This is a genomic window from Vibrio ostreicida, from assembly GCF_013074385.2.
In the GTDB taxonomy this organism is placed as follows: domain Bacteria; phylum Pseudomonadota; class Gammaproteobacteria; order Enterobacterales; family Vibrionaceae; genus Vibrio; species Vibrio ostreicida.
The window spans coordinates 1-20,468 of sequence record NZ_JABEYA020000010.1; the positions used below are offsets into that span (position 1 = coordinate 1).

A 20,468-nucleotide genomic window follows, 5' to 3' on the forward strand; every position below is an offset into this window, starting at 1 on the left:
ATGTTCAAAGTAAACATTTAAAAAGCACGGTTAAAGACCACCGTCAATTTCCCTTGGTAATTAGCGACTACGACAGAATCGCTTGGTAATTAAGATACGACAAAGTCGTTTGGTGTTCACAAGATAGACTGAATTAGTCTGAACGTAATCTGTCAGTTTCGTTTACTCGATGTGACCATATCTGACAGGTTGCCCTAAATCAGTTTTGTCCCAAAATCATTTAGCACATTTGCTCCACATATTTGATGTCTCCAAATTTAGGCGAATTTTCCTAATGTTAGGGAGAAGCTATGTCAGCCCTTTTACCTGCGCATGGATACAGTTTATCGGATTTATGTGACCGTAAAGCATGAAAATGACTTGTATTACCGAGAGAGCTGGCTCGTTTTGTCAGCAGCATAACTGATAAGCTATCGTTAATAATAAGGTTTTAGTTACTCATTCCTAAGATAACGCGCTTTGTTTAAAAGTGATAACACGGCGTCTTGTTTTTAGGTAATGGTAGAATGCGAAATTCGACGTTTATACTTTATTTTTTAGATACTTATGGTAGATTGGTTGAAAGTCGCGCAGACAGAAAAACGAGACTGCCTGTAATTAAGAATGTTAGGTTAAAGGTGAATATGCGTACATTAGTTTTTTTAATTTCTATTACTTTCTCATTCACTTCATTTGCCAATGTCTACAAATGTATGGTTTTGGACGGAACTATTGTCGATGATAATGGCAAATTATCTGACCTACCTGACTTTTATCGCTCCCCTTTAAATAAGGAGTTTATAGTTGATAAATCATCTGGAAAAATAAGCAGTAAAACTTTCAATAATCATCATGCTGATCGTATTGAAGTCCTAGCCTTTGGTAGTAAAGAAAACTCCTTTAAGTCTATTTCTTACTATCAGCCGAATACAAAAATTGATTATTTGGTTGTAAATGAACATAACGAGTCTCAGAATAAAAGTTTTACGTATTATCATGCGTTTGGTGCTGTTTATAGCGGTACTTGTGTAGATATTTAACCTAACAAGCGCATCAAGAGTGACGTCCAACGCTTGGCTGACGCTCATTCTTCGCTAATTATAGCCAAGCGTTTCCCGCACCTTATGCGGGCGTTAACTGCCAAAAGGAAAGTCAGTGCGTGAAGAAATATTAGAGAACCTTGAGTCTTTAGAAAAAGAAGAAAACATTAAAATTTTATATGCATGTGAATCAGGAAGTCGGGCATGGGGATTTCCGTCAGCCGACAGTGATTTTGACGTGCGCTTTGTATATGTTCGAGAAAAGGACTGGTACTTACAAGTTGATCACGAGTATTGCCGAGATGTTGTCGAACAACCGATAAATGATTTATTAGATATAAATGGTTGGGATTTAAAAAAAGCATTAAAGCTTCTTAGAAAGTCGAATCCTGCACTTATTGAGTGGTTTAATTCTCCTATCGTATACAAGCAAAATGAAGCGTTTACTAAAGCCTTTAAAACTCTGATTCCTTCTTTGTATTCACCACGTTCATGTTTTTATCATTACTCCCATATGGCCAATGGAAATTTCAGAGAGTATTTACAAGGCGATACAGTTAGAATTAAAAAGTACTTTTACGTACTTAGGCCAATATTAGCGATGCAATGGATAGAGCAGGATCGTGGTGTAGTACCGATGGAATTTGAAACTTTAGTAAACGAGTTAGTCGGGAACCAGGAACTGAAATCAGCTATTCACAAGCTGCTTGAGGACAAACGAAAAGGATTTGAAAGCGCTTATCTTCCTCGTATAGATGTAATCAGTACTTTTATTGAGTCAGAGTTGATAAGGTTCAAGGATAAAGCACAAGAACAATCGAAAATTGAAACTGATTTTAGTAAATTAAATCCTTTTTTTATAGGTGTACTGAATGGCGTATATGGCAGTTAACAAACTGTTTAATCGGACAAATTTTACTAAGGAGGGTTTGTGCCGTTATCAATAATAGCTACAACTATTAGCAGTATTAAAGGCGCTATAGATATTGGATCTTTTATACTTAAATCAGACAGCGCTTTAGATCGAGCTATTCTAAAGGGTAAAGTAGAAGAAATGATGGATTCTCTTTCTGATGCTAAGAAAGTTATCAGAGAACTTGAAGACATTATTTATGAGAAAGATAAAGAGCTAAAGCTACTCAAAGAGTCAGACGATAAAGAGCCACAAAATGTTGGTTATTTAGGTGCTAGGTATTTAGTTAATGAAGACGGAGAGCCAACAGGTTCACCTTATTTCCCAACCTGTTGGGCTTCAAAGAAAGAACTTTCGCCTCTTATATCTTGGTCTACAAACGAAGCTACTCACAAATGTGGAAGCTGTGGAATTACGATTGAAGCGCGGTTATCACCTCTAAATGCTGAACAATATATAAAAAGAAATAGAGAGTTGGCTCAAAAACACAAGGCTTCTTTTGAAATAAAAGTGTATAAGTAAACATAACAAGCTGTTTAACAAGGACAAAATACAGTTGGCTTTTGCTCCTTCGTCGCTCATTTTAGCCACTATATTTTGCCCATTAACAGGGCGTTAAATGCTAGGAGAAAAATGAAGCCAGAAGATATGGTAGATAACCTTCTAAATCATAAAACATATCTGTTCTCTTTGGATTACGGAGATCGGAAAAACGAAAGGGAGTTTGTTAAAGACGTCTTAGACCGATTTGATCGCTTTCAGATGACAGGATGTGGACTATTCATAAATAATAATCCATACAATTTGGAACTGTATTTTTGTCTAAGTTTCGAAAAAGACGATAGAGATTTTGAAAGCTGGCTTTCAAAACATCACCCGCATAAGGTCAGAGCTTATAACATATTTGTAAATGAGTTGATTGAAGCAGCATTTCGTAAAGGTTATTCATTAGCTACGTTTCTTGACTCAGCAAACGTAGATGACATTATGACGGTTAATAAAAACGAGCTCTTTCTGTTTCCTGATAGGGATGTTATGTATGATATTTGGGGTAGGCCAGTGATTGAGAAAAAGAAAAAAATATTTTTGTCACATTCATCCAGAGACAAAAATATTGTTGATACATATTTCAATGAAATTCAAAAATCAGAATTGAAAGCTTGGTACGACAAAGAAGAGATTATTGCTGGCGATAGTATTACTGCCAAGGTAAGTGAAGGTCTAGATGATTGTGAGCTTGGTGTTATATTTCTTTCGAATAACTTCCTGTCCAAGCATTCTGGTTGGACAGAGGCTGAGTGCAATTATTTTATTACAAGAAGAATGAAGAAAAACAAAACGTTAATTGTTGTGAATCTAGGTGTTGAACATGACAATATGCCACCCCTTCTTCAGGATTATTTATATATTGATGCATCTAGAGATAATGCTGCAAGTGATCTCATTCATGCAATTAGAAAACAGTTAGAACGCTTTTAAAAAAGCATTTAAGAGTGATTCCTCACGCTTGGCATTTTCGATTCGCTCAAGTATAGCCAAGCGTGCATAACACCTTAATGCGGCGTTAAGTAGCTAGGAGGTATAGGTGGCATTAAAAGATTTTTTTGAGAAAATTGATGAACAAGTAACAACCGTTCTTGATAGTAGCTTTGAAATAGAGATTATTGATACAAAGTTTGTCCCCAATTTTGATGATCCTAGTATTACATTCGATAATCTAGATACGAAGAAGAAAAAGTGTAAGAGACTTGAAAGCTGTGTTTTATATGTAGACATCCGTGATTCGGTTAAGTTTAGTGCATCAAGGCAACCAAAAACTTTAGCAAAGGTGTATTCTTCTTTTGTTCGTTCAATGATTTCTTGTGCAAGATACTATGGTGGGCATGTTAGAAATATAATCGGTGATAGGGTCATGGTCGTATTTGATCAAGATGACTGTTTCAAATGTGCTATGGATACTGCAACTTTGATGAATAGCGTATGCCAGTATATTTTGAACAAAAGAATAAAGGACACTGAGTTTAAGTGCGGTATTGGTATAGATTATGGGAAAATGTTAATTACGAAAAGTGGGGCGATTCGGCAAGGTGCAGAAAAAGAATTTTATCGTAGCCTTGTTTGGTTAGGAAAGCCTGCAAACATAGCTTCTAGACTAACTGATCTTGCTAATAAAACAGAAATTACTTCTGAACCTGCTGTTCATCAGGGTAACTATTATCCAAATATTAATGATTGGCATTGGCAAACGAGATCATATGATGACTTTATAGATGATCTTGAGTCTACTTGTTCAAGAATGATTAAGCATAAAGAGCAATATTTTTATCACTTCTTCAAAACAACAAAGTTTGATACGAAATCGCATAACCCTATATTGATCACAAAAGCTGTATATGATGGGCTTAAAAAGTCGCACCCTGATTGTGCATATATTGAAGATGATCTATTAACAAAAAAAGAAGTTTCCGTCAGAGATTATAGCGGTGAAGTATTTGGTGGAGATCCATATTTCACAGATGTTAAGGAAATTTAAACTGAATGATAAAAATGTAAAGCTCGAATATGTTTATGATAAAACCACTGATTGGTTCAAATTTTCAGAGGCAAAGAATGCAGAAATTTTAGCAATCAACAGTGCAATATTATTTGGAGTCGTTAGATTGGCTTTAAGTTACAAGCCATCTGATACTTTGTTAGTTGCGTATGGTCGATAGAATTATAATGAAAGAACAATTAGAGAAAATATTTAGCAATGTTAACGATTGGTTGAAATTTGCAGAAACTAAGTCAGCAAGTTTAACTGCGGCTAATGGGGTAGTCCTTTTTGGCGTTTTACGAGTAACAAAAGACATAGACTACTCAGCAGTATCAGAGGCGCTGATCTATCTCAGCTTTGTTTGTTTTGGGCTGAGTCTGTTATTGTGCTTGTCTAGTTTTATTCCCTCTCTATCGCTACCTTGGGCACATAAAAAAAGCTCAGTTATAGAAAATGACAACTTATTGTTTTTTGGTCATATTGAAAACTACACACCTCACTCTTACTTAAATAAGTTGTCTAAATCTCTAGATATTGATAACTATTGCGCTTCAAAATATGAATACATGATAGCAAGTCAAATTATAACCAACTCGGTAATTGCTAGTTACAAATATAGTGTGTTTAAAAAATCAATATGGCTAACTCTTATGGGATGTTCGGCGGTAGCTATCGCTGGTTTATTTAAGGTATTGAGCTGATACGATGAAGAGAGAAATAGAAAATAAAGTAACAGAAATCATTGACGATTCATTTGAAGTTGAGAAGTGTTATACAGTACCTGACATTGATGACTCACGGAAATAAAGGACTAAAGTTCGAAGCTACAACCCTGTACATTGATATGAGGGGGTCAACTAAAACGTTAAATAAACATAATCGAACCTCAGTCGCTAAGCTGCACATGGCATACTTCCATACCATCGTAAAAATCGCGAAGTCTATGGGTGGTGAAGTAAGGAGTTTCAATGGTGATGGTATGCTTGTGTTCTTCTATGGAACTACGAAACGTTCATTAAGTAATGCAGTCAAAGCGGCTATGCAAATGAAGTATATGCTCACAGAAACCAAAGTTCATACAAAAATGAGTAAATACTCAAGTGCTAACTTTGGTATCGGAATAGACCATGGAACAATCTTGTGTACTAAAGTCGGGATTGCAGGAACGAATAATCGTGATTTAGTATGGATAGGAAACCCAGTCAATAAGTCGGTAAAAGTCGGCGACAAGTTAGAATTCAATGTGAGTCCCCTTTAAGGCATCTGACACACATACTTCTCCACTTTCATCAACGTAACCCAAAACGGTTTTGTTAATAAGCGATTCTGTCGTACCTTAATTACCAAGCGGATGTGTAAGATCGAGTATGAGTTACTACCGATAGACCAAAGCCTCTTCCTGTTGGCCAATAACATTGGCGATGTCTTGACGTTGATGTAAAGACACCATAGACGCATCAAAACCAGAAGTGCCAAACGCGGCATGAAATAAACCCGCCACTTGCAACACTTCATCGCTTCCCCATTTTTTCAGGATGGTTTCAGTCCCTCTTAAATGCGACTCCAGTGACACATTGAGATGCTGAAAGTCACCTGCACCAAGCTCTTGGAGTATTTTAAATCTATTCATAATCTGAATCATTCCTCATCAATGGCCTATTCATTCCCTTTAAGACCAACGCGACATGCCTAGCTTGATCCAATCCAATAACTTCTTCAACACACTGCCTTCATCGACCTTACTCTGTGCAAATAAGTCCGCAGAGGCCACTTGCTCATCTTCAACTCGATAAACAATGACACCCACCTTATCCCCTTTCATTACGGGGGCGACTAACTCATGCTCAAATACCACCTCCGCCGTCAGCTTATCGCCACTGCCTTTTGGTAAGGTAATGTATATGTCGTTTTCAATACCCACATCAACATAATCCTGATTACCCATCCAAACTTTGGTTTCCGTCACCGTATCCGCTGCTTTCGTCGGAGAGACCGTTTCATAAAAGCGAAACCCATAACTTAAAAGCTGCTTACTCTCAGACTCCCTACTTTTTTTGCTGCTTGCCCCCATCACCACTGAAATCAGACGCATCTTTCCACTCGTTGCTGACGTCGCCAAGCTGTAGCCTGCACCGCTGGTGTAGCCTGTTTTCATTCCATCTACATTAATACTGCGATCTCTCAATAGACCATTGCGATTGTATTGAGTAATGCTGTTGTAGGTAAACGACGTTTCACTGTAAAGGGGGTAAATATCCGGCAAATCACGGATGATAGCCTGACCAAGCTTGGCAATATCAAGGGGCGTCGAATACAAGCCCTGACTGTCCAAACCATGCGGATTGCTATAACGAGTATTTTCTAAATTAAGCTTGTCAGCCCAAGTGTTCATCAAGTTGACAAAGGCACCCTCACTCCCCGCCACATACTCTGCTATTGCAACACTGGCATCATTGCCAGACTGTACGATCAATCCTCGGTACAAATCCATCAAAAGGACTGTCGTACCGACTTCGATAAACATTTTTGATGAGTCCGGAAAATTCTTCGCCCAAGCCTTTTTGCTGATCAAGACGTTATCATCTAGGGTGATGTTACCCGCCCTAACCTCTTGGCCAGTCACGTAGGCCGTCATCAGCTTAGTCAGACTGGCTGGGTTAAGCCTTTTATTTGCGTTTTTTTCAACCAATACTTGGCCCGTATTGTAATCGATCAAAACATAGCCTTTCGCACTCAGGCTGGGCGGCTCTGGAATAATGGCGGAAGCAGAAAAAGGACTAAAAGTGGCAGCAAATATGGAGAAAAACGAAAGATTGAAAACTGACTTTTTTTTCATGGGCATCACCAACTCTGTTTACAGTCTTAGTATGTGCATTGCCCACAAGTATAAACAATCCATCCTAAAATGGACTGCGTTTGTCACCATTCGTTACTCTTATTGATAATTTTTAGTCGTTTATTAGAGTTGAGTGGCGTAATGGGTAAAGCCGCAACAAAAAGACCCGTGCTATCAACACGGGTCTTCGGCATTTATGTTGGTCAAAAGAGACGATTGACTAAACTTGAACTTCTTTGATGACATCTGGAGTAATGCTATCTCGATAACTAAACCAAAGGTAGGTCACCACCAAAGAGAAAAATAGGTAAGAGAGCGCAAACACGAATGGTGAGGTGATGATGTCCTGAGCCATACCCCAACTCACGCCAACCACTGTAATCACCAGTTTGGACAGTAACCCGCAAATAAGCAACACCATCGCGAGTTCCGGAAACCGCGTCGTTCTAAACGCAAACCAATAGCAACTTCCCACCGCCAGTGCCGCAATCGACAAACCCAGCATAAAGGAATGAAGGTGATCCGCAGATAGGACGCCTGCTGAAATTGACGCCATGATTATGAGAAATAGTTTCATCGTTGCCTCGCTTTAAAGACGGAGAAAGCATCTTTTCATTTTTGCAAACTCATTTTGCAGGTATTTTCTACAATTTCTGGCGTATTTCAAGCAGTAAAAACGCCCAAATTGTTTAACATTCACCCACCCAAATCTTCATGTAACAGAAAAGTTAATAAAGCCATTGGGCAGATAGCACGACTTTAGCGTACTTGGGGCCTAATCAGGCCAAAATTGCACATGAACTTACAATTCATTAACAATATTTACATTTTGACTCGATTGTTTTTTTGTGATCTAGCTCATTAATTAACCATCACGAGCCCCGCCAAACAGCAGACAAAGCACACAACGACGGGTAAACGATGAAGCCAGTAAAAAGAGTGTGACTCTAGACACTGTCCCGTGGATTCTTTCTAGATTACACCGATGACCTTTGTTACCTTTGCGGCCATTCAACACTTTCTGTCAGAAACCATGCCCTCAGAGTACAGAATCCGTAAAATCGTCGAAATCGGTGACACATTACATCGCAGTGGCTGCGCGCCCTACAGGTTAGAGAAATACACTCAGTTCTATGCCCGAAAACAAGGTGTAGAAGTCATGATTCAAGCCACACCGACGACAATCAACTATCAGTTTCCCAACGATAACAATGCCGTGGTGATGAAGCGCCACCAACCCGCGTCCATCAACCTCAGCCTGTTGGCCAACACCATTCTTCGAATTAATCAACCGAGCCAAGAGCCGGTTCCTTCGCCTATCCTTTATCCTAAATGGCTGGTTGCCTTGGCCAATATGACCATCCCTCCCGCCTATCTGATGCTGGTGGGCAGTACCCTAGAGGCGGTTTATCTCGCGATCTTACTGGGTCTTCTCGTGTGGGGCATGCAGCTCGTTTGCAAAGCCAGAAGGGCTATTGCAGTGGAGTTCATTGCAGCATTGATGACGGGGATTTTGGTCACCGGCTTTGCCAGTGTCAGCCCAGACATTCCCATATGGGCCTTGTGTATTGCCGCCATCGTTCTCTTTGTACCCGGATTATCGATCGCGAACGCTTTCGAATGTCTCGCATTTAACGACCTTGTCTCTGGCACCAGTCTTTTAGGGCAGAGTTTCCTCACGTTAATCAAACTTTTTGTCGGTATTATGATGGGGTTGAGTATTGGAGAATCAATGTGGGGTAAAGCAGACACTGCCTTCTATATCAATGAGATTCCACCTTGGTTACACGTCGCCGGTTTGTTCTTACTTTCACTTTCTCTTGGGGTTATTTTTCGTGCCAGACCAAAGGATATTCTTCTGGGTTTGCCGGTGGCCGTGTTGGGAATGTGGGGGCCGTTCTACCTTGGTTTCGAAAGCGGTTGGGTGGTGGGCACTTGGCTAACAACAGTACTGATTACCTTATATGGCACTTGGATGGCGAAAAAAATGGCGTTAACAGGGTCTATTTACATTGTTCAAGGCATTATTATTCTCGTCCCGGGCAGTCGTGTCTTGGTGAGCGCAGGTCAATCTGTCTTTGATCAAGCCATATTGCCGATTCCAAGCATCGGTCTATCTGCCCTCTTTATGTTTTCTGCTATCGTTGCAGGGCAAGTCACCGCTTACTCGATCTTCCCTCCCAAAATAGAACGTTAACGCCGTGCGTGACCAAGGCTTAAAAAAGCCCTATTCAAAAGTGCTAGGCGGCTTTTGAATAGGGCTCTTTGCCCTTGTGCTTCATCTTGCGTGTAAAGCTCCCTTTACCTCGTTTCGCTTTTTCGACTCTGACTTTAAATAAAGTACTCGTCACAACCGCCTTCAAAGCGTTATCGTGAACGTCCCCTCTCCCAACCTCTAAACTCGCCGTGAGTGAGGGTTTATCGATGGATTTTTTACCCATGAGTGTTTCCTAGTGTGTTGTTTAGAAAATAGTAGTAATGAACAGTAATGTGACCCAAAATCTGATTTCGAGCCAAGAATTCACCATTCAGACAAATGTTACACTCTGTATTTCATCATCAGTAATATTTCTGAAAGCCTACATAGCGCAAGTTTTTAGTGAAAATCGACAGTAATTGAAAAGTATAATATGAATTATATTGACTTAGTGCCACTAATCTTTATCATTAAGGGCAGCTAGAAAACGGTACTTGTTTTTATTTCGCCGTTTCGTTGGATTTCTTGTATTTCTTCCGTAACGTCGTGCGCAATAGCAATCTCCTTTTCCACGCTATCGTTGCCGTCATGGCTTTTACAAGATTTATCAAGGATATACATTATGTCTAACACTGTTACTGGTACAGTTAAATGGTTCAACGAAACTAAAGGTTTCGGTTTCATCCAACAAGAAAACGGTCCTGACGTTTTCGCTCACTTCTCTGCAATCACTGGCGACGGTTTCCGTACTCTAGTTGAAGGTCAGAAAGTTGAGTTCACTGTATCTCAAGGCCAAAAAGGTCCTCAAGCAGAGAACATCAAGCTAGTTTAAGTTTTTAAACTACAAAGATTTTCGTTAGCCAGCGTTTACGCTGGCTATTTTTTTGCCTATTGTTTGTCACCAAGTTGGGAGCCACTTCCTCCAGCACGCCCCCATCTCAATCTACTTAAGAGAATCGCCCTCAGGCAACGCGCTGCGCATCCATAAAGCCAGTCGTTTCTTTATATTAGAGCCGTCCAGTTTGTCCTCAGGAAGCGGCGTGATTTGATTAACCTCAACTAAAAACAAGTACACAGCTTTGATTTTTATCGGTTGAGACGTACTCGGCAACTCAAATCCTTGCAACTTCGCCATCTTAAGGCCAACCTCTAACGCTTTTTTAACCAGCTTGTCTTCATTAAGGATCTTGGTGGTTTTCGACATATCCTTTACTTCCTCTGTATCGATTTTACTTCCAGTATATCAAACCCTTGCCCTGACATAATTACTTTGGTCTCAAATCGAAAAGTCTTCGTGATAAAACTCGGCGATATCCGCCATAGAAGGAACCGTCAGCCGGACAATCGCAACGTCGTTAAGGAACCAAGAGACCAAAAAGACCGCCGTTGATCACTGATTTCTCGTCCTTCGGCAAAATAACGGTGTAAACCCGACAACTTCACAAGGAGTTGTACCCGATTGTTCAGGTCCTTGGTATGATAGCCGCCCATTCAGCCTTTGACCGAGATAACGATTGTATCGGCAGAGAAAAACAATGAGGCGGCTATGTGTTAACCCGCCTCAAACCAATAGAAATACTGAGGATCCATGGCTCTCAAACCCACTATTTATAAGTTTCGTCTGTCACTGTCTGATACTAATCGTGATGTGTACGATACCCCACAGCTGACGATAGCACTGCATCCTTCCGAAACCACGGCAAGAATGATGGCTCGGGTACTGGCATATTGTGTCAACTACCATCCTGAGTTAACGTTTACTAAAGGCTTGTCTTCGATAGAGGAACCAGATCTTTGGCAAAAAGCGCTTGATGACACGATTATACACTGGATAGACGTAGGTGAACCTTCACTCGATCGTATCAAGAAATCGACACGATTGGCAAAACGTGTCGACGTCTTCACCTTCAACAGTAAATCAGACGTGTGGTGGGAACAAACCAAGAACAAAGTTCACCAATATGATGCTCATATCTACCGATTTAATCCAAGCCATATTGAGGCTCTATCAGACATCGTTGAGCGTGGAATGGAATTGTCGGTCATGATCACCGGAACCAGTCTATTTATTGATTGCGACAAAGGGTCTTTCGAAGTTCACCTAGACACATTGCAATCCAATGACTGATATCCATCAGGCGTTTTCAGATATCAACATCGACTCTTTAGACGTCATTCATGACAAACCCCAATTGTGGCAACACATCCTGAATCAAAATGATGATCTTTATAAGAAAGTCAAACACAGTAAGCCAGATAAACGCCCAGAAACCATTCTTCTGGGAATACTGACCAAGGCGCATATCGAATGCGTGGCACAGATCGAAGCTCACCAGTCGTCTGTCATTGCCATGCGACAAGCCCTAAATGATAATCTTGGTCACGATCACACACAACGCTTTGACTATCAAGATGAGCACATGCTCACTCTAGTGACTCATCTCTGGCTGTATCTCCAGGGCTATCTGCGCATGGACTTCAGCCTAGCAAATGATCATGCTGAACACAGCGCTAGATGGCTCTGTCATCTTGGTCACCTCGACGACCAGTCGCTAAGAACGCAGTTCTTACGGAGTTATTACAAAGGCGACGAGAACGCGCCGCCTATCACTGGTTCAAACCCTGTTTTTCAATGGATAAAGCAGCGGTTTAAGCGTAAGTAAGGCGACCTAAATGGAAGCCTTTACCTCGTTTATAAATAGGCATGAGGCCCGAAAACCTCGTAGTGGATTCGTTCTCTCGACACCCCTTTATCTTCCAGTTGCTTGACGATACCGTCCATAAAAGCAACAGGGCCACACACATAAAAGTCGGCAAGGCCAAAAGGCAAATGGTCGTTGATAAGACTTAGCTCCATTTGCCCTGAAAAAGGCGCTTGCCCATTCAGATACCAAGTAAATTGCTGCCATCCTTGTTGTTGAACAATGGCAGACGTTTCCTCACGGAAAGAATGCTGCTGATCACTGTTGCATGCATAGAGATACAACACGTCCTGCTTGTTTTCCTCAGCGAGCGTTTGCAACATCGACTGCATCGGAGTCGCGCCAACACCGGCTGAAATCAATACTGTAGGGGTCCCTTTCTCCTGATAGTAAAAATCCCCAGCGGGCGCGTAGAGTTTAACCGTATCGCCTAAGTTGACACCATCATGGAGAAAGTTAGACACTTTCCCAAGGTGCTCTCCCAGCTCCCGTTTCACTGAAATTCGATAGTTCTTACCGTTTGGTTTTTGAGAAAGAGAATATTGACGTATTTCATTGTGGCTATCATTCGAGGGCTTAACTTCCAAACCGATATACTGTCCTGGCTGGAAATCCAACACATCACCGTCATCCACAGGTTTGAGGACAAAACTGGTCACAAACTGTGATTCCACTGTCTTATTTATGACCTCAAACGGACGAGCATTTTCCCATCCCCCTACCGCTTGCTTGCGCTGCAAATACAATTCGGCTTCTCGGTCAATAAACACCTTAGCCAAAAACAAATAAGCAGCCGTCCACGCTTGTTCTACTTCGGGTGTAAAGGCATCCGCAGCAAGTTCACGTAGCGTCTCAATTAAGTGATGGCCCACAATCTGGTAGTGATCGGCCTGAATGTTGAAACTGGTATGTTTGTGAGCAATACGCTCAACCGCGGATGTCAGAGCCTCTAGGTTTTCGATATTTTTTGCATAAGCGGCGATAGCTTCAAACAAGGCCACACCTTGACGTCCAGTTTTCTGGTGAGTCATATTGAAGATGTCTTTAAGCTCCGGATTATGCGTAAACAGCCGCTGATAAAAGTGATGAGTCAATGCTGGGCCGGCATTTTCAAGCAGTGGAATCGTGGTTTTTACGACAGCAACATGGTGGTCATTTAGCATGTTTCTTTTCTCCTAACGGATGATTTGGGTCTGTATTTATCTTTATAAAGAGCACGATTGATGCCAACTTCACAAACCGCCTAACTCACTGGAATTTCATCAATTAGCCCATCAAATTAAGTCATTTTAACCTACTTAAAATGTGTTAAAATGACACCATAATGAGTTTAATACACAAGTACCGCTGACTTTGTCATCGCTGTGATAGTCTCCCGTCTCCAAAAAACAGTTAGGTGTAGTATGCAAGACATCTCCGTTTCCACTCTCATCGATATGACCATCGGTCTGGCCAGTGGCCACAATGAACATGAGCGATTCAACAAATTACTGGATGCTATCCGCAAGGCTATCCGATGTGACAGCGTTGCGCTGCTTTCCGTTCAGGGGGATACCTTAGTGCCTCTGGCAATTCAAGGCTTAACGAGAGACACGCTCGGGCGGCGCTTTAAAATCGACGAACATCCAAGGTTTAAAGCCATATGTGATGCCAAAGCCGTCGTGCGTTTCGATGCCGATAGCCCTTTACCTGACCCATTTGATACTTTATTGGTCGACTATGAAGGTGACTTACCGATGCATGCCTGTATGGGTTTGCCCTTGATCTACGCCGATGCATTACTCGGGGTATTGGCGCTGGACAGTCTGACACCCAACGTGTTCGACAATATCCCAAAACGAAGTTTAGACGCCTTATCAGCGATCGTTGCCTCTACACTTAAGGTAACCATGACCGTTAATCAACTCGAACGACAAGCCAAACAGACTCAGCAAAAACTTGAAGAGCTGAACCAAGATGTCTGGGAGCGGGAAGGCGGTGAAATCATTGGTTCCAGCCCTAAAATGATCTCCCTTAAAGACGATATTAATGTGGTAGCGCCGTCTGACTTCAATATTTTGATTAACGGTGAAACGGGAGTGGGTAAAGAATTAGTCGCACGTAGTCTTCACCAACTCTCCAATCGCCGTAAACAGCCGTTGGTTTACGTTAACTGCGCTGCCATCCCAGAAAACTTGCTCGAAAGTGAACTGTTCGGCCACGTCAAAGGGGCGTTCACTGGCGCCGATAAATCTCGTTTGGGCAAATTCGCCCTCGCTGATGGTGGAACGCTATTCCTCGATGAAATTGGCGAACTGCCACTGGCTGCTCAAAGTAAGATTCTTCGCGCCTTGCAAAACAATGAAATTCAGCCCGTCGGACAAGACAGCGTTGAAGTCATCGATGTTCGAATACTGGCCGCCACCAATCGTGATTTACCGCAAGAAGTGGCCGAAGGTCGTTTCCGAGCCGATCTTTATCACCGCTTAAGCGTTTACCCGATCCCTGTCCCACCGCTTCGAGAGCGCCAAGGCGATGTGGTCCTACTGGCGGGATATTTTCTTGAGCAGGCGAGACGAAAATTAGGCCTAGTGCAAATAAAGTTGGCCTCCGATGCGCAAACTCTATTGACCCGCTATAACTGGCCGGGCAACGTACGAGAGCTGGAGCATGTCCTCAACCGAGCCGCGTTAAAAGCGAAAGCAAGAGGGGAACATGGTCAATGGGTGACCGTCTCCCCAAGCGATCTCGGCGAGCTTAACCCCGTGTCACTGCTTCATCCAGAGGAAGCCGCTGTGGGCACCTCTGAGAGGATGCCTATCGAATCGACCCAAGGAATAAGGGAAGCCACCAACGACTATCAGCGCCAGTTGATCACGCAAGCGCTTACCGAAGCCGAGTTTAACTGGGCACAGGCGGCAAGAAAGCTCAAAACGGACCGAGCTAACCTGACTAGGCTAGCAAAACGTTTGGGCATCACGGTCACTAAGCATCATAAGATAAGTTCTCATTGATAAGTAACTTGGTTACAATGGCCGCGGTTCGAGAACCATTCGATCATCGGGGCTCTGCGCCCGTATAGATAGTCATCCATTCGTTGTATTTTGGAAGGAACATTATGAAGTTTATCCGTTGGTTTTTAGGCCGCCTTATTTTGGTACTTAACGCTGTCTTTTCTCCCAAAGGTATCACCCGCTCTGAAGCTCTCCAGCAGTCGGCTAACAGCAAAGCCCAAACCATGGCCCTGTATCAATTTGATGCCTGCCCTTTTTGTGTCAAAGTAAGACGTGCAATGAAACGTCAATCGGTTAAGATTGAGTTAAGAGATGCCAAAAGTAATCCAACTCACCGCTCAGATCTCGAAGCTGGTGGTGGTAAAGTTAAGGTGCCTTGTTTAAGAATTGAAAAAGAAGGCCAAGTCGAGTGGATGTACGAATCTTCGGATATCGTAGCTTACTTGGAAAAGGAATTCGCTTAACACTCAAACGAAGGAAATACCATGCCCGCTGTGCCATTAAACACCTCCGACATCAAAGCGATTGTGTTTGATTTAGACAATACTCTGGTCAGTTGTAATATGGATTTCAAAGGATTACGTGAGCAAATTGGATGTCCGCTTAATGCCGATTTGCTCACCTACATTGATGAGCTTGATTGCCCAGAATCTGCGCAACGGGCTCATCGTATTATTCTTCAACATGAATTGGATGATGCTCGCCACTCAGAGCCGATGCCAGGTTGCCATAACCTATTGGAATTTATAAAAAGCCAAGCTTTTGAAACCGCGATTATTACCCGAAATTGCGCGCAAGCCGCTTTGCAAAAGACGCAATTCAACCAACTCAATATTTCACGATTAATCACCCGTGAACATTTTCCGCCTAAGCCCACCCCTGATTCCTTACTGGCGTTAGCCGATGAGTGGGTACTTGCCCCACATCAGATACTCTATGTCGGGGATTATTTATACGACCTTCAAGCAGCCACCAATGCCGATATGCCTTGCTGTTTAGTCACCCACGGTCAACAACTGGATTTCGCTCACTGCGCTTCTTTGGTGGTAGAACAGTTGAGTGGCATTATCGAACATTTTGTCTCTCAACAGCAAAACACACCACCGTTGGCCTAAACCGTGGCTCGTAAGGCCATGGTTAAACCTTGTCCTGTGTGCGAAAATAAATTGGGATAACAGAAACCTAAGTGCTCAGCCATGCAAAAGAATAAAGTATTAGTCCTCTATGCTCACCCATCACAGCGCCGTTCTGAGGTCAATCAACCTCTGTTTGACGTTTTGAAACACATTGAAGGGGTGACCAGTGTCGATTTGTACTACGAGTATCCTACGTACAACATTGATATCGACAAGGAACAACAACGGCTGATTGAGCATGACGTCATTATTTTTCAATTTCCTCTCTACTGGTATTCAACGCCTTCTATTCTCAAGGAATGGCAAGACCTCGTGCTTGAGTATGGTTTTGCCTATGGTCAGGAGGGCACCGCCTTACAGGGTAAAAAATTCCTGTGCGCATTAACCGCAGGGGGCAATGAAGAGGCATACCAATCTCAAGGCTACAACCATTTCACGATCCGACAATTGCTGCAGCCACTTGAGCAAACCGCGACGCTGACTGGCATGCAGTACCTTGCTCCATTTGCTCTCTTTGGTGCCAGAACCGCGCAAGAAGATGGCCGAGTCGACAAGCACCTTAAGGCTTGGGTTAAATTACTGAATGCGTTGGTGGCCAACCAGCTTGATTATCACAAAGCAGCCCAAGTCGACAAACTCTGTCACTGTCTCGACGACATCTTATTGGGGGGAACACAATGACGGGCTATTTTTTGCAGGCGTTTATTTATCTCGTTGCCGCGGTGATCGCAGTGCCAATTGCCAAACGCCTCGGACTTGGCTCCGTGTTGGGCTATTTACTGGCAGGGGTCGTAATAGGCCCTATTATTGGCCTCGTCGGAGAGGAAACCACCACCATCCAGCATTTCGCTGAGTTTGGTGTTGTTATGATGCTATTTCTGGTGGGTTTAGAGCTCGAACCCAAGATGCTGTGGTCGATGCGCAATCGGTTGTTAGGCCTTGGCGGCCTGCAAGTGGGAGCCACGACCCTAATCATCACCGCCGTGGCCATGTTTTTTTCTCAACCGTGGTCCATAGCGCTGTCCATCGGACTGATTTTTGCGCTTTCCTCAACTGCTATCGTTTTACAAACCTTTAATGAAAAAGGCCTAAGTAAAACAGACGGCGGTCAAAACGCGTTCTCCGTCTTGTTGTTTCAGGATATTGCCGTTATCCCAATGTTGGCGTTTATCCCTCTGCTTGCATTGCCTGAACTGGTCGCAGCTGCGCAGAATCTAGCTGACAAAGCGGCTGCTCACCATGATGACATAAGCTTAGTAACCGGTTTGCCAGGGTGGGCTTACGCCTTGGTTATCGTCAGCTCTGTGGTTGGCTTGGTCATCAGCGGACATTATCTCAGTCGGCCGCTGTTTCGTTTTGTCGCCAGTTCAGGTTTGAGAGAAATCTTTACTGCCACCGCCTTGATGCTGGTCGTCGGGATTGCCGCCTTGATGAGTTTGGTCGGTTTATCTCCGGCACTTGGCGCTTTCCTCGCCGGTGTCGTGCTCGCCAACAGTGAGTTTCGCCATGAGTTAGAATCCAATATTGACCCATTTAAAGGCCTCTTACTCGGGTTGTTCTTTATTACTGTCGGCGCTGGCATTAACTTTTCTATTCTGCTTCACGACTTTGCTTTGATCATGACACTGACGCTCGGGGTGATGCTAGTCAAAGCCACCATTTTATATTCACTGGCCTTAATTTTTCGGATAAAAAACAGTAATCGTTGGCTGTTTACCTTGAGTCTTGCACAAGCAGGTGAATTTGGATTTGTCCTTCTCAGTTTCACGGTGCAAAACCATGTCTTGCCTCAAAGCACCGCTGAAATCCTATCGTTAGTTGTGGCTTTATCCATGCTTTTGACCCCCGGGCTATTCATCATATTTGACAAAATAATCTTGCCACGCTTTGAACACCAGTCCAATAATCAACAAGCTGATGATATCGACGAAACAGGGTCTGTCATCATTGCAGGCATTGGCCGGTTTGGACAAATTATTAACCGATTATTGATAACAAATGGCATTAAAACTGTCGTGTTGGATCACCAATCGGCTCAGGTCGACCTAATGCGCCGAATCAAAACTCAGGCTTACTTTGGCGACGCCACTCGCCCTGATTTACTGCATACCGCTGGCATTAAGGACGCAGCATTGCTAGTCATTGCTATCGACAATCAGGAAGCCAGTGTCGAGTTAACCCAATATGTCAAACACACCTATCCTCATGTTAAAATTCTGGCTCGTGCTTTTGACCGTGGTCATGGCTATTTGCTTCGTCAGGCAGGTGCCGATATTATTGAATCCGAAACGTATCATTCCGCACTGGCGTTGGGCGTGAAAGCGATGACGGAGCTTGGGCATCACCCCTTCTTAGCAGAGCAACAAAAAGCCGCTTATCAACGTATCGAGAATCAAAAGTCAGACCGCCTCTATCATGCTTGGCAAGACGATTCACAAGGCCAACGATTTGACAACAATTACCGACAGCTCTTCATCCATCTCGAAGAACAGATAAAAGCCGCCATGGCGGCGGATCGCTCAGACAACCATGAAGGGGGTGAGCGAGGCTGGACCCCACCACCGAAAGGGTATGCCGACAAGTTCAAAAAGCACTGACCCCAAACAGCGACCCGACTCGGGTCTGATTATAAACCGTAACGGAACCCCCCAATATTATGAGTACAACCCAGAGTGAATCCAAGCGAACACTTGGTCAGCAATTGTTCAAGATGACATGGCCGATGTTGTTTGGTGTGTTATCTATCATGAGTTTTCAACTTGTTGACAGTGCGTTCATCGGCCAACTAGGCATACTGCCCCTTGCTGCACAGGGCTTTACCCTGCCGATTCAGATGATCATTATTGGTATTCAGGTTGGGCTGGGAATTGCAACAACAGCGGTCATCTCAAAAGCCATTGGAGCACGTAATGAACGTTTCGCCCGCCAATTGGGTGGGTTAGTGATCATCATTGGTAGCATCGGTGTCGCCTTGATCTCTTTACTCATTTATGTGATCCGCGAGCCCATTCTCATTCTCTTGAGTGCTCCGGACACCGTCTATCCCATTATTGAGAGTTACTGGATCTATTGGCTCATCAGTGCTTGGACTGGCGCGGTACTGTATTTTTTATACAGTGTTTGTCGCGCTAATGGCAATACCCTGCTGCCCGGTACCATGATGATGGTAACCAGTTTACTGAATCTCTTACTCGACCCACTTTTTATCTTTACCTTTGATCTTGGTATCAATGGTGCGGCGATGGCCACCATCGTTGCCTTCGGCATCGGCATATTGATGGTCTGCCCTAAAGTCATGCGCAAACATTGGACGAGTTTCGATTGGAGTGATCTGAATATAATCGATAGCTTGCGGTCACTCGGTCACATTATGGGGCCAGCAATGGTGAGCCAATTGTTGCCTCCCCTCTCTTCTATGCTGGCAACCAAACTTCTCGCCGGTTTTGGCACCGCGGCAGTCGCCGCATGGGCATTAGGCTCACGTTTTGAATTTTTTGCTATTGTCGCCGTTTTGGCTCTGACGATGTCAATGCCGCCTATGGTTGGACGGCTGCTGGGTGCCAATAACCTGAGTGATATCCGCCGGCTTGTGATGATTGCTTGTCGCTTCATTTTAGGGTTTCAACTGATTATTGCTGTTGCAACATGGTTTTGTGCCGATGCGCTAGCGGCGTTGATGACCAGTAATCTTGAAGTCACCAAAGTCGTCACTTGGCACCTCCTGATTGTTCCGGTCAGCCTTGGTCCATTAGGTATTTGTATGCTGATGGTTTCCATATCGAACGCCCTAGGCCAATCCTACACCGCATTAAGTATCTCGGCTTTGCGCTTGTTCGCCTTTTTCCTTCCTTGCTTGTGGTTGGGCGCTCACCTAGGCGGGATTGAGGGGTTATTCTGGGGTGTGATGATGGGCAATGTGCTTGCAGGGTTATTCGCCTGGATGCTTTATCAAGGTGTTCTTCGTAAGGCAGAAAAAAAGATCGCCGTTTAACCCAAAGTCTGACCTTAGAAGAGATCCGAAAAATTTGACACCGAGAGAGCAACATCCTGCAATCGCAGCGTTTTTTACCTGACAACACTCGGATAGATACGTGACGTGTTGTCTAGAAAAACGTATGATTCAAGCTACTATTTCT

General features: G+C 43.3%; 22 protein-coding genes and 1 pseudogene. 17 read left to right on the forward strand and 6 right to left on the reverse strand.

Annotation, left to right across the window (positions count from 1 at the left end; translation table 11 throughout):
- The first annotated feature begins 623 nt into the window (after positions 1-623).
- The 7 genes from HLM86_RS13800 to HLM86_RS13830 all read left to right on the forward strand — a co-directional run bounded on the left by HLM86_RS13800 (position 624) and on the right by HLM86_RS13830 (position 5,726).
- Positions 624-1,019, forward strand: coding sequence for a hypothetical protein (locus HLM86_RS13800; RefSeq protein ID WP_143678265.1), 396 nt, complete (start codon positions 624-626; stop codon positions 1,017-1,019).
- Between the two features lie 115 nt (positions 1,020-1,134).
- Positions 1,135-1,911: a nucleotidyltransferase domain-containing protein gene (locus HLM86_RS13805; RefSeq protein WP_083949365.1), complete on the forward strand. Its 777-nt coding sequence runs from the start codon at positions 1,135-1,137 to the stop codon at positions 1,909-1,911.
- Between the two features lie 39 nt (positions 1,912-1,950).
- Positions 1,951-2,454: a hypothetical protein gene (locus HLM86_RS13810; protein ID WP_170883501.1), complete on the forward strand. Its 504-nt coding sequence runs from the start codon at positions 1,951-1,953 to the stop codon at positions 2,452-2,454.
- A 111-nt stretch (positions 2,455-2,565) separates the two neighbouring features.
- Entirely contained in the window at positions 2,566-3,411 is an 846-nt protein-coding gene (locus HLM86_RS13815; protein WP_076589662.1) for a toll/interleukin-1 receptor domain-containing protein, read from the forward strand.
- 106 nt (positions 3,412-3,517) lie between these two features.
- A complete protein-coding gene (locus HLM86_RS13820; RefSeq protein ID WP_076589663.1) occupies positions 3,518-4,465 on the forward strand; it encodes an adenylate/guanylate cyclase domain-containing protein in 948 nt (315 codons plus the stop codon).
- Between the two features lie 188 nt (positions 4,466-4,653).
- Positions 4,654-5,169, forward strand: coding sequence for a Pycsar system effector family protein (locus HLM86_RS13825; RefSeq protein WP_076589665.1), 516 nt, complete (start codon positions 4,654-4,656; stop codon positions 5,167-5,169).
- Between the two features lie 143 nt (positions 5,170-5,312).
- Positions 5,313-5,726 (forward strand): adenylate/guanylate cyclase domain-containing protein, encoded by a 414-nt coding sequence (locus HLM86_RS13830; RefSeq protein WP_170883502.1) that lies wholly within the window; start codon positions 5,313-5,315, stop codon positions 5,724-5,726.
- A gap of 123 nt (positions 5,727-5,849) precedes the next feature.
- Here the strand turns inward: HLM86_RS13830 and HLM86_RS13835 are convergent.
- The 3 genes and pseudogenes from HLM86_RS13835 to HLM86_RS13845 all read right to left on the reverse strand — a co-directional run.
- Positions 5,850-6,098: pseudogene (locus tag HLM86_RS13835) on the reverse strand (DUF6817 domain-containing protein); the annotation flags it as partial.
- A 39-nt stretch (positions 6,099-6,137) separates the two neighbouring features.
- Positions 6,138-7,304, reverse strand: coding sequence for a D-alanyl-D-alanine carboxypeptidase family protein (locus HLM86_RS13840; RefSeq protein ID WP_076589768.1), 1,167 nt, complete (start codon positions 7,302-7,304; stop codon positions 6,138-6,140).
- Between the two features lie 220 nt (positions 7,305-7,524).
- Positions 7,525-7,881, reverse strand: coding sequence for an NADH:ubiquinone oxidoreductase (locus HLM86_RS13845; RefSeq protein WP_076589667.1), 357 nt, complete (start codon positions 7,879-7,881; stop codon positions 7,525-7,527).
- 456 nt (positions 7,882-8,337) lie between these two features.
- On the opposite strand from HLM86_RS13845, the gene HLM86_RS13850 reads away from it, so the two are divergent.
- Complete coding sequence (locus HLM86_RS13850; RefSeq protein ID WP_076589769.1) at positions 8,338-9,501, forward strand: threonine/serine exporter family protein; 1,164 nt, start codon at positions 8,338-8,340, stop codon at positions 9,499-9,501.
- A 43-nt stretch (positions 9,502-9,544) separates the two neighbouring features.
- Here the strand turns inward: HLM86_RS13850 and arfA are convergent, their stop codons facing one another.
- Positions 9,545-9,745, reverse strand: a complete 201-nt coding sequence (gene arfA, locus HLM86_RS13855) for an alternative ribosome rescue factor ArfA (RefSeq protein ID WP_076589668.1) — start codon at positions 9,743-9,745, stop codon at positions 9,545-9,547.
- 378 nt (positions 9,746-10,123) lie between these two features.
- On the opposite strand from arfA, the gene HLM86_RS13860 reads away from it, so the two are divergent.
- Positions 10,124-10,333, forward strand: coding sequence for a cold-shock protein (locus HLM86_RS13860; protein WP_006960450.1), 210 nt, complete (start codon positions 10,124-10,126; stop codon positions 10,331-10,333).
- Positions 10,334-10,444: 111 nt separating this feature from the next.
- Here the strand turns inward: HLM86_RS13860 and HLM86_RS13865 are convergent, their stop codons facing one another.
- Positions 10,445-10,705, reverse strand: coding sequence for a DUF5062 family protein (locus HLM86_RS13865; RefSeq protein ID WP_076589669.1), 261 nt, complete (start codon positions 10,703-10,705; stop codon positions 10,445-10,447).
- Between the two features lie 384 nt (positions 10,706-11,089).
- Here HLM86_RS13865 and HLM86_RS13870 point away from each other — a divergent pair, with 384 nt between their 5' ends.
- Both HLM86_RS13870 and HLM86_RS13875 read left to right on the forward strand, forming a co-directional pair.
- Positions 11,090-11,629, forward strand: coding sequence for a YaeQ family protein (locus HLM86_RS13870; protein ID WP_076589708.1), 540 nt, complete (start codon positions 11,090-11,092; stop codon positions 11,627-11,629).
- A complete protein-coding gene (locus HLM86_RS13875) occupies positions 11,622-12,164 on the forward strand; it encodes a hypothetical protein (RefSeq protein WP_076589709.1) in 543 nt (180 codons plus the stop codon). Before HLM86_RS13870 ends, HLM86_RS13875 begins: the two co-directional genes overlap by 8 nt.
- A 29-nt stretch (positions 12,165-12,193) precedes the next feature.
- Here the strand turns inward: HLM86_RS13875 and hmpA are convergent, their stop codons facing one another.
- Complete coding sequence (gene hmpA, locus HLM86_RS13880) at positions 12,194-13,366, reverse strand: NO-inducible flavohemoprotein (protein WP_076589710.1); 1,173 nt, start codon at positions 13,364-13,366, stop codon at positions 12,194-12,196.
- A gap of 240 nt (positions 13,367-13,606) precedes the next feature.
- Here hmpA and norR point away from each other — a divergent pair, with 240 nt between their 5' ends.
- From norR to HLM86_RS13910, 6 genes are all read left to right on the forward strand, one after another.
- A complete protein-coding gene (gene norR, locus HLM86_RS13885) occupies positions 13,607-15,196 on the forward strand; it encodes a nitric oxide reductase transcriptional regulator NorR (protein ID WP_170883503.1) in 1,590 nt (529 codons plus the stop codon).
- Between the two features lie 104 nt (positions 15,197-15,300).
- On the forward strand, positions 15,301-15,660 hold the full coding sequence (locus HLM86_RS13890; protein ID WP_076589712.1) for a glutaredoxin family protein: 360 nt from the start codon (positions 15,301-15,303) through the stop codon (positions 15,658-15,660).
- 21 nt (positions 15,661-15,681) lie between these two features.
- Positions 15,682-16,311, forward strand: coding sequence for an HAD family hydrolase (locus tag HLM86_RS13895; protein WP_170883504.1), 630 nt, complete (start codon positions 15,682-15,684; stop codon positions 16,309-16,311).
- Between the two features lie 81 nt (positions 16,312-16,392).
- Complete coding sequence (locus HLM86_RS13900; protein WP_076589714.1) at positions 16,393-17,013, forward strand: NAD(P)H-dependent oxidoreductase; 621 nt, start codon at positions 16,393-16,395, stop codon at positions 17,011-17,013.
- The gene (locus tag HLM86_RS13905; RefSeq protein WP_076589715.1) at positions 17,010-18,929 is read left to right on the forward strand and encodes a monovalent cation:proton antiporter-2 (CPA2) family protein; all 1,920 of its coding nucleotides are present in this window, start codon (positions 17,010-17,012) and stop codon (positions 18,927-18,929) included. Before HLM86_RS13900 ends, HLM86_RS13905 begins: the two co-directional genes overlap by 4 nt.
- A 59-nt stretch (positions 18,930-18,988) precedes the next feature.
- Positions 18,989-20,323: an MATE family efflux transporter gene (locus HLM86_RS13910; RefSeq protein WP_170883505.1), complete on the forward strand. Its 1,335-nt coding sequence runs from the start codon at positions 18,989-18,991 to the stop codon at positions 20,321-20,323.
- Positions 20,324-20,468 lie beyond the last annotated feature (145 nt).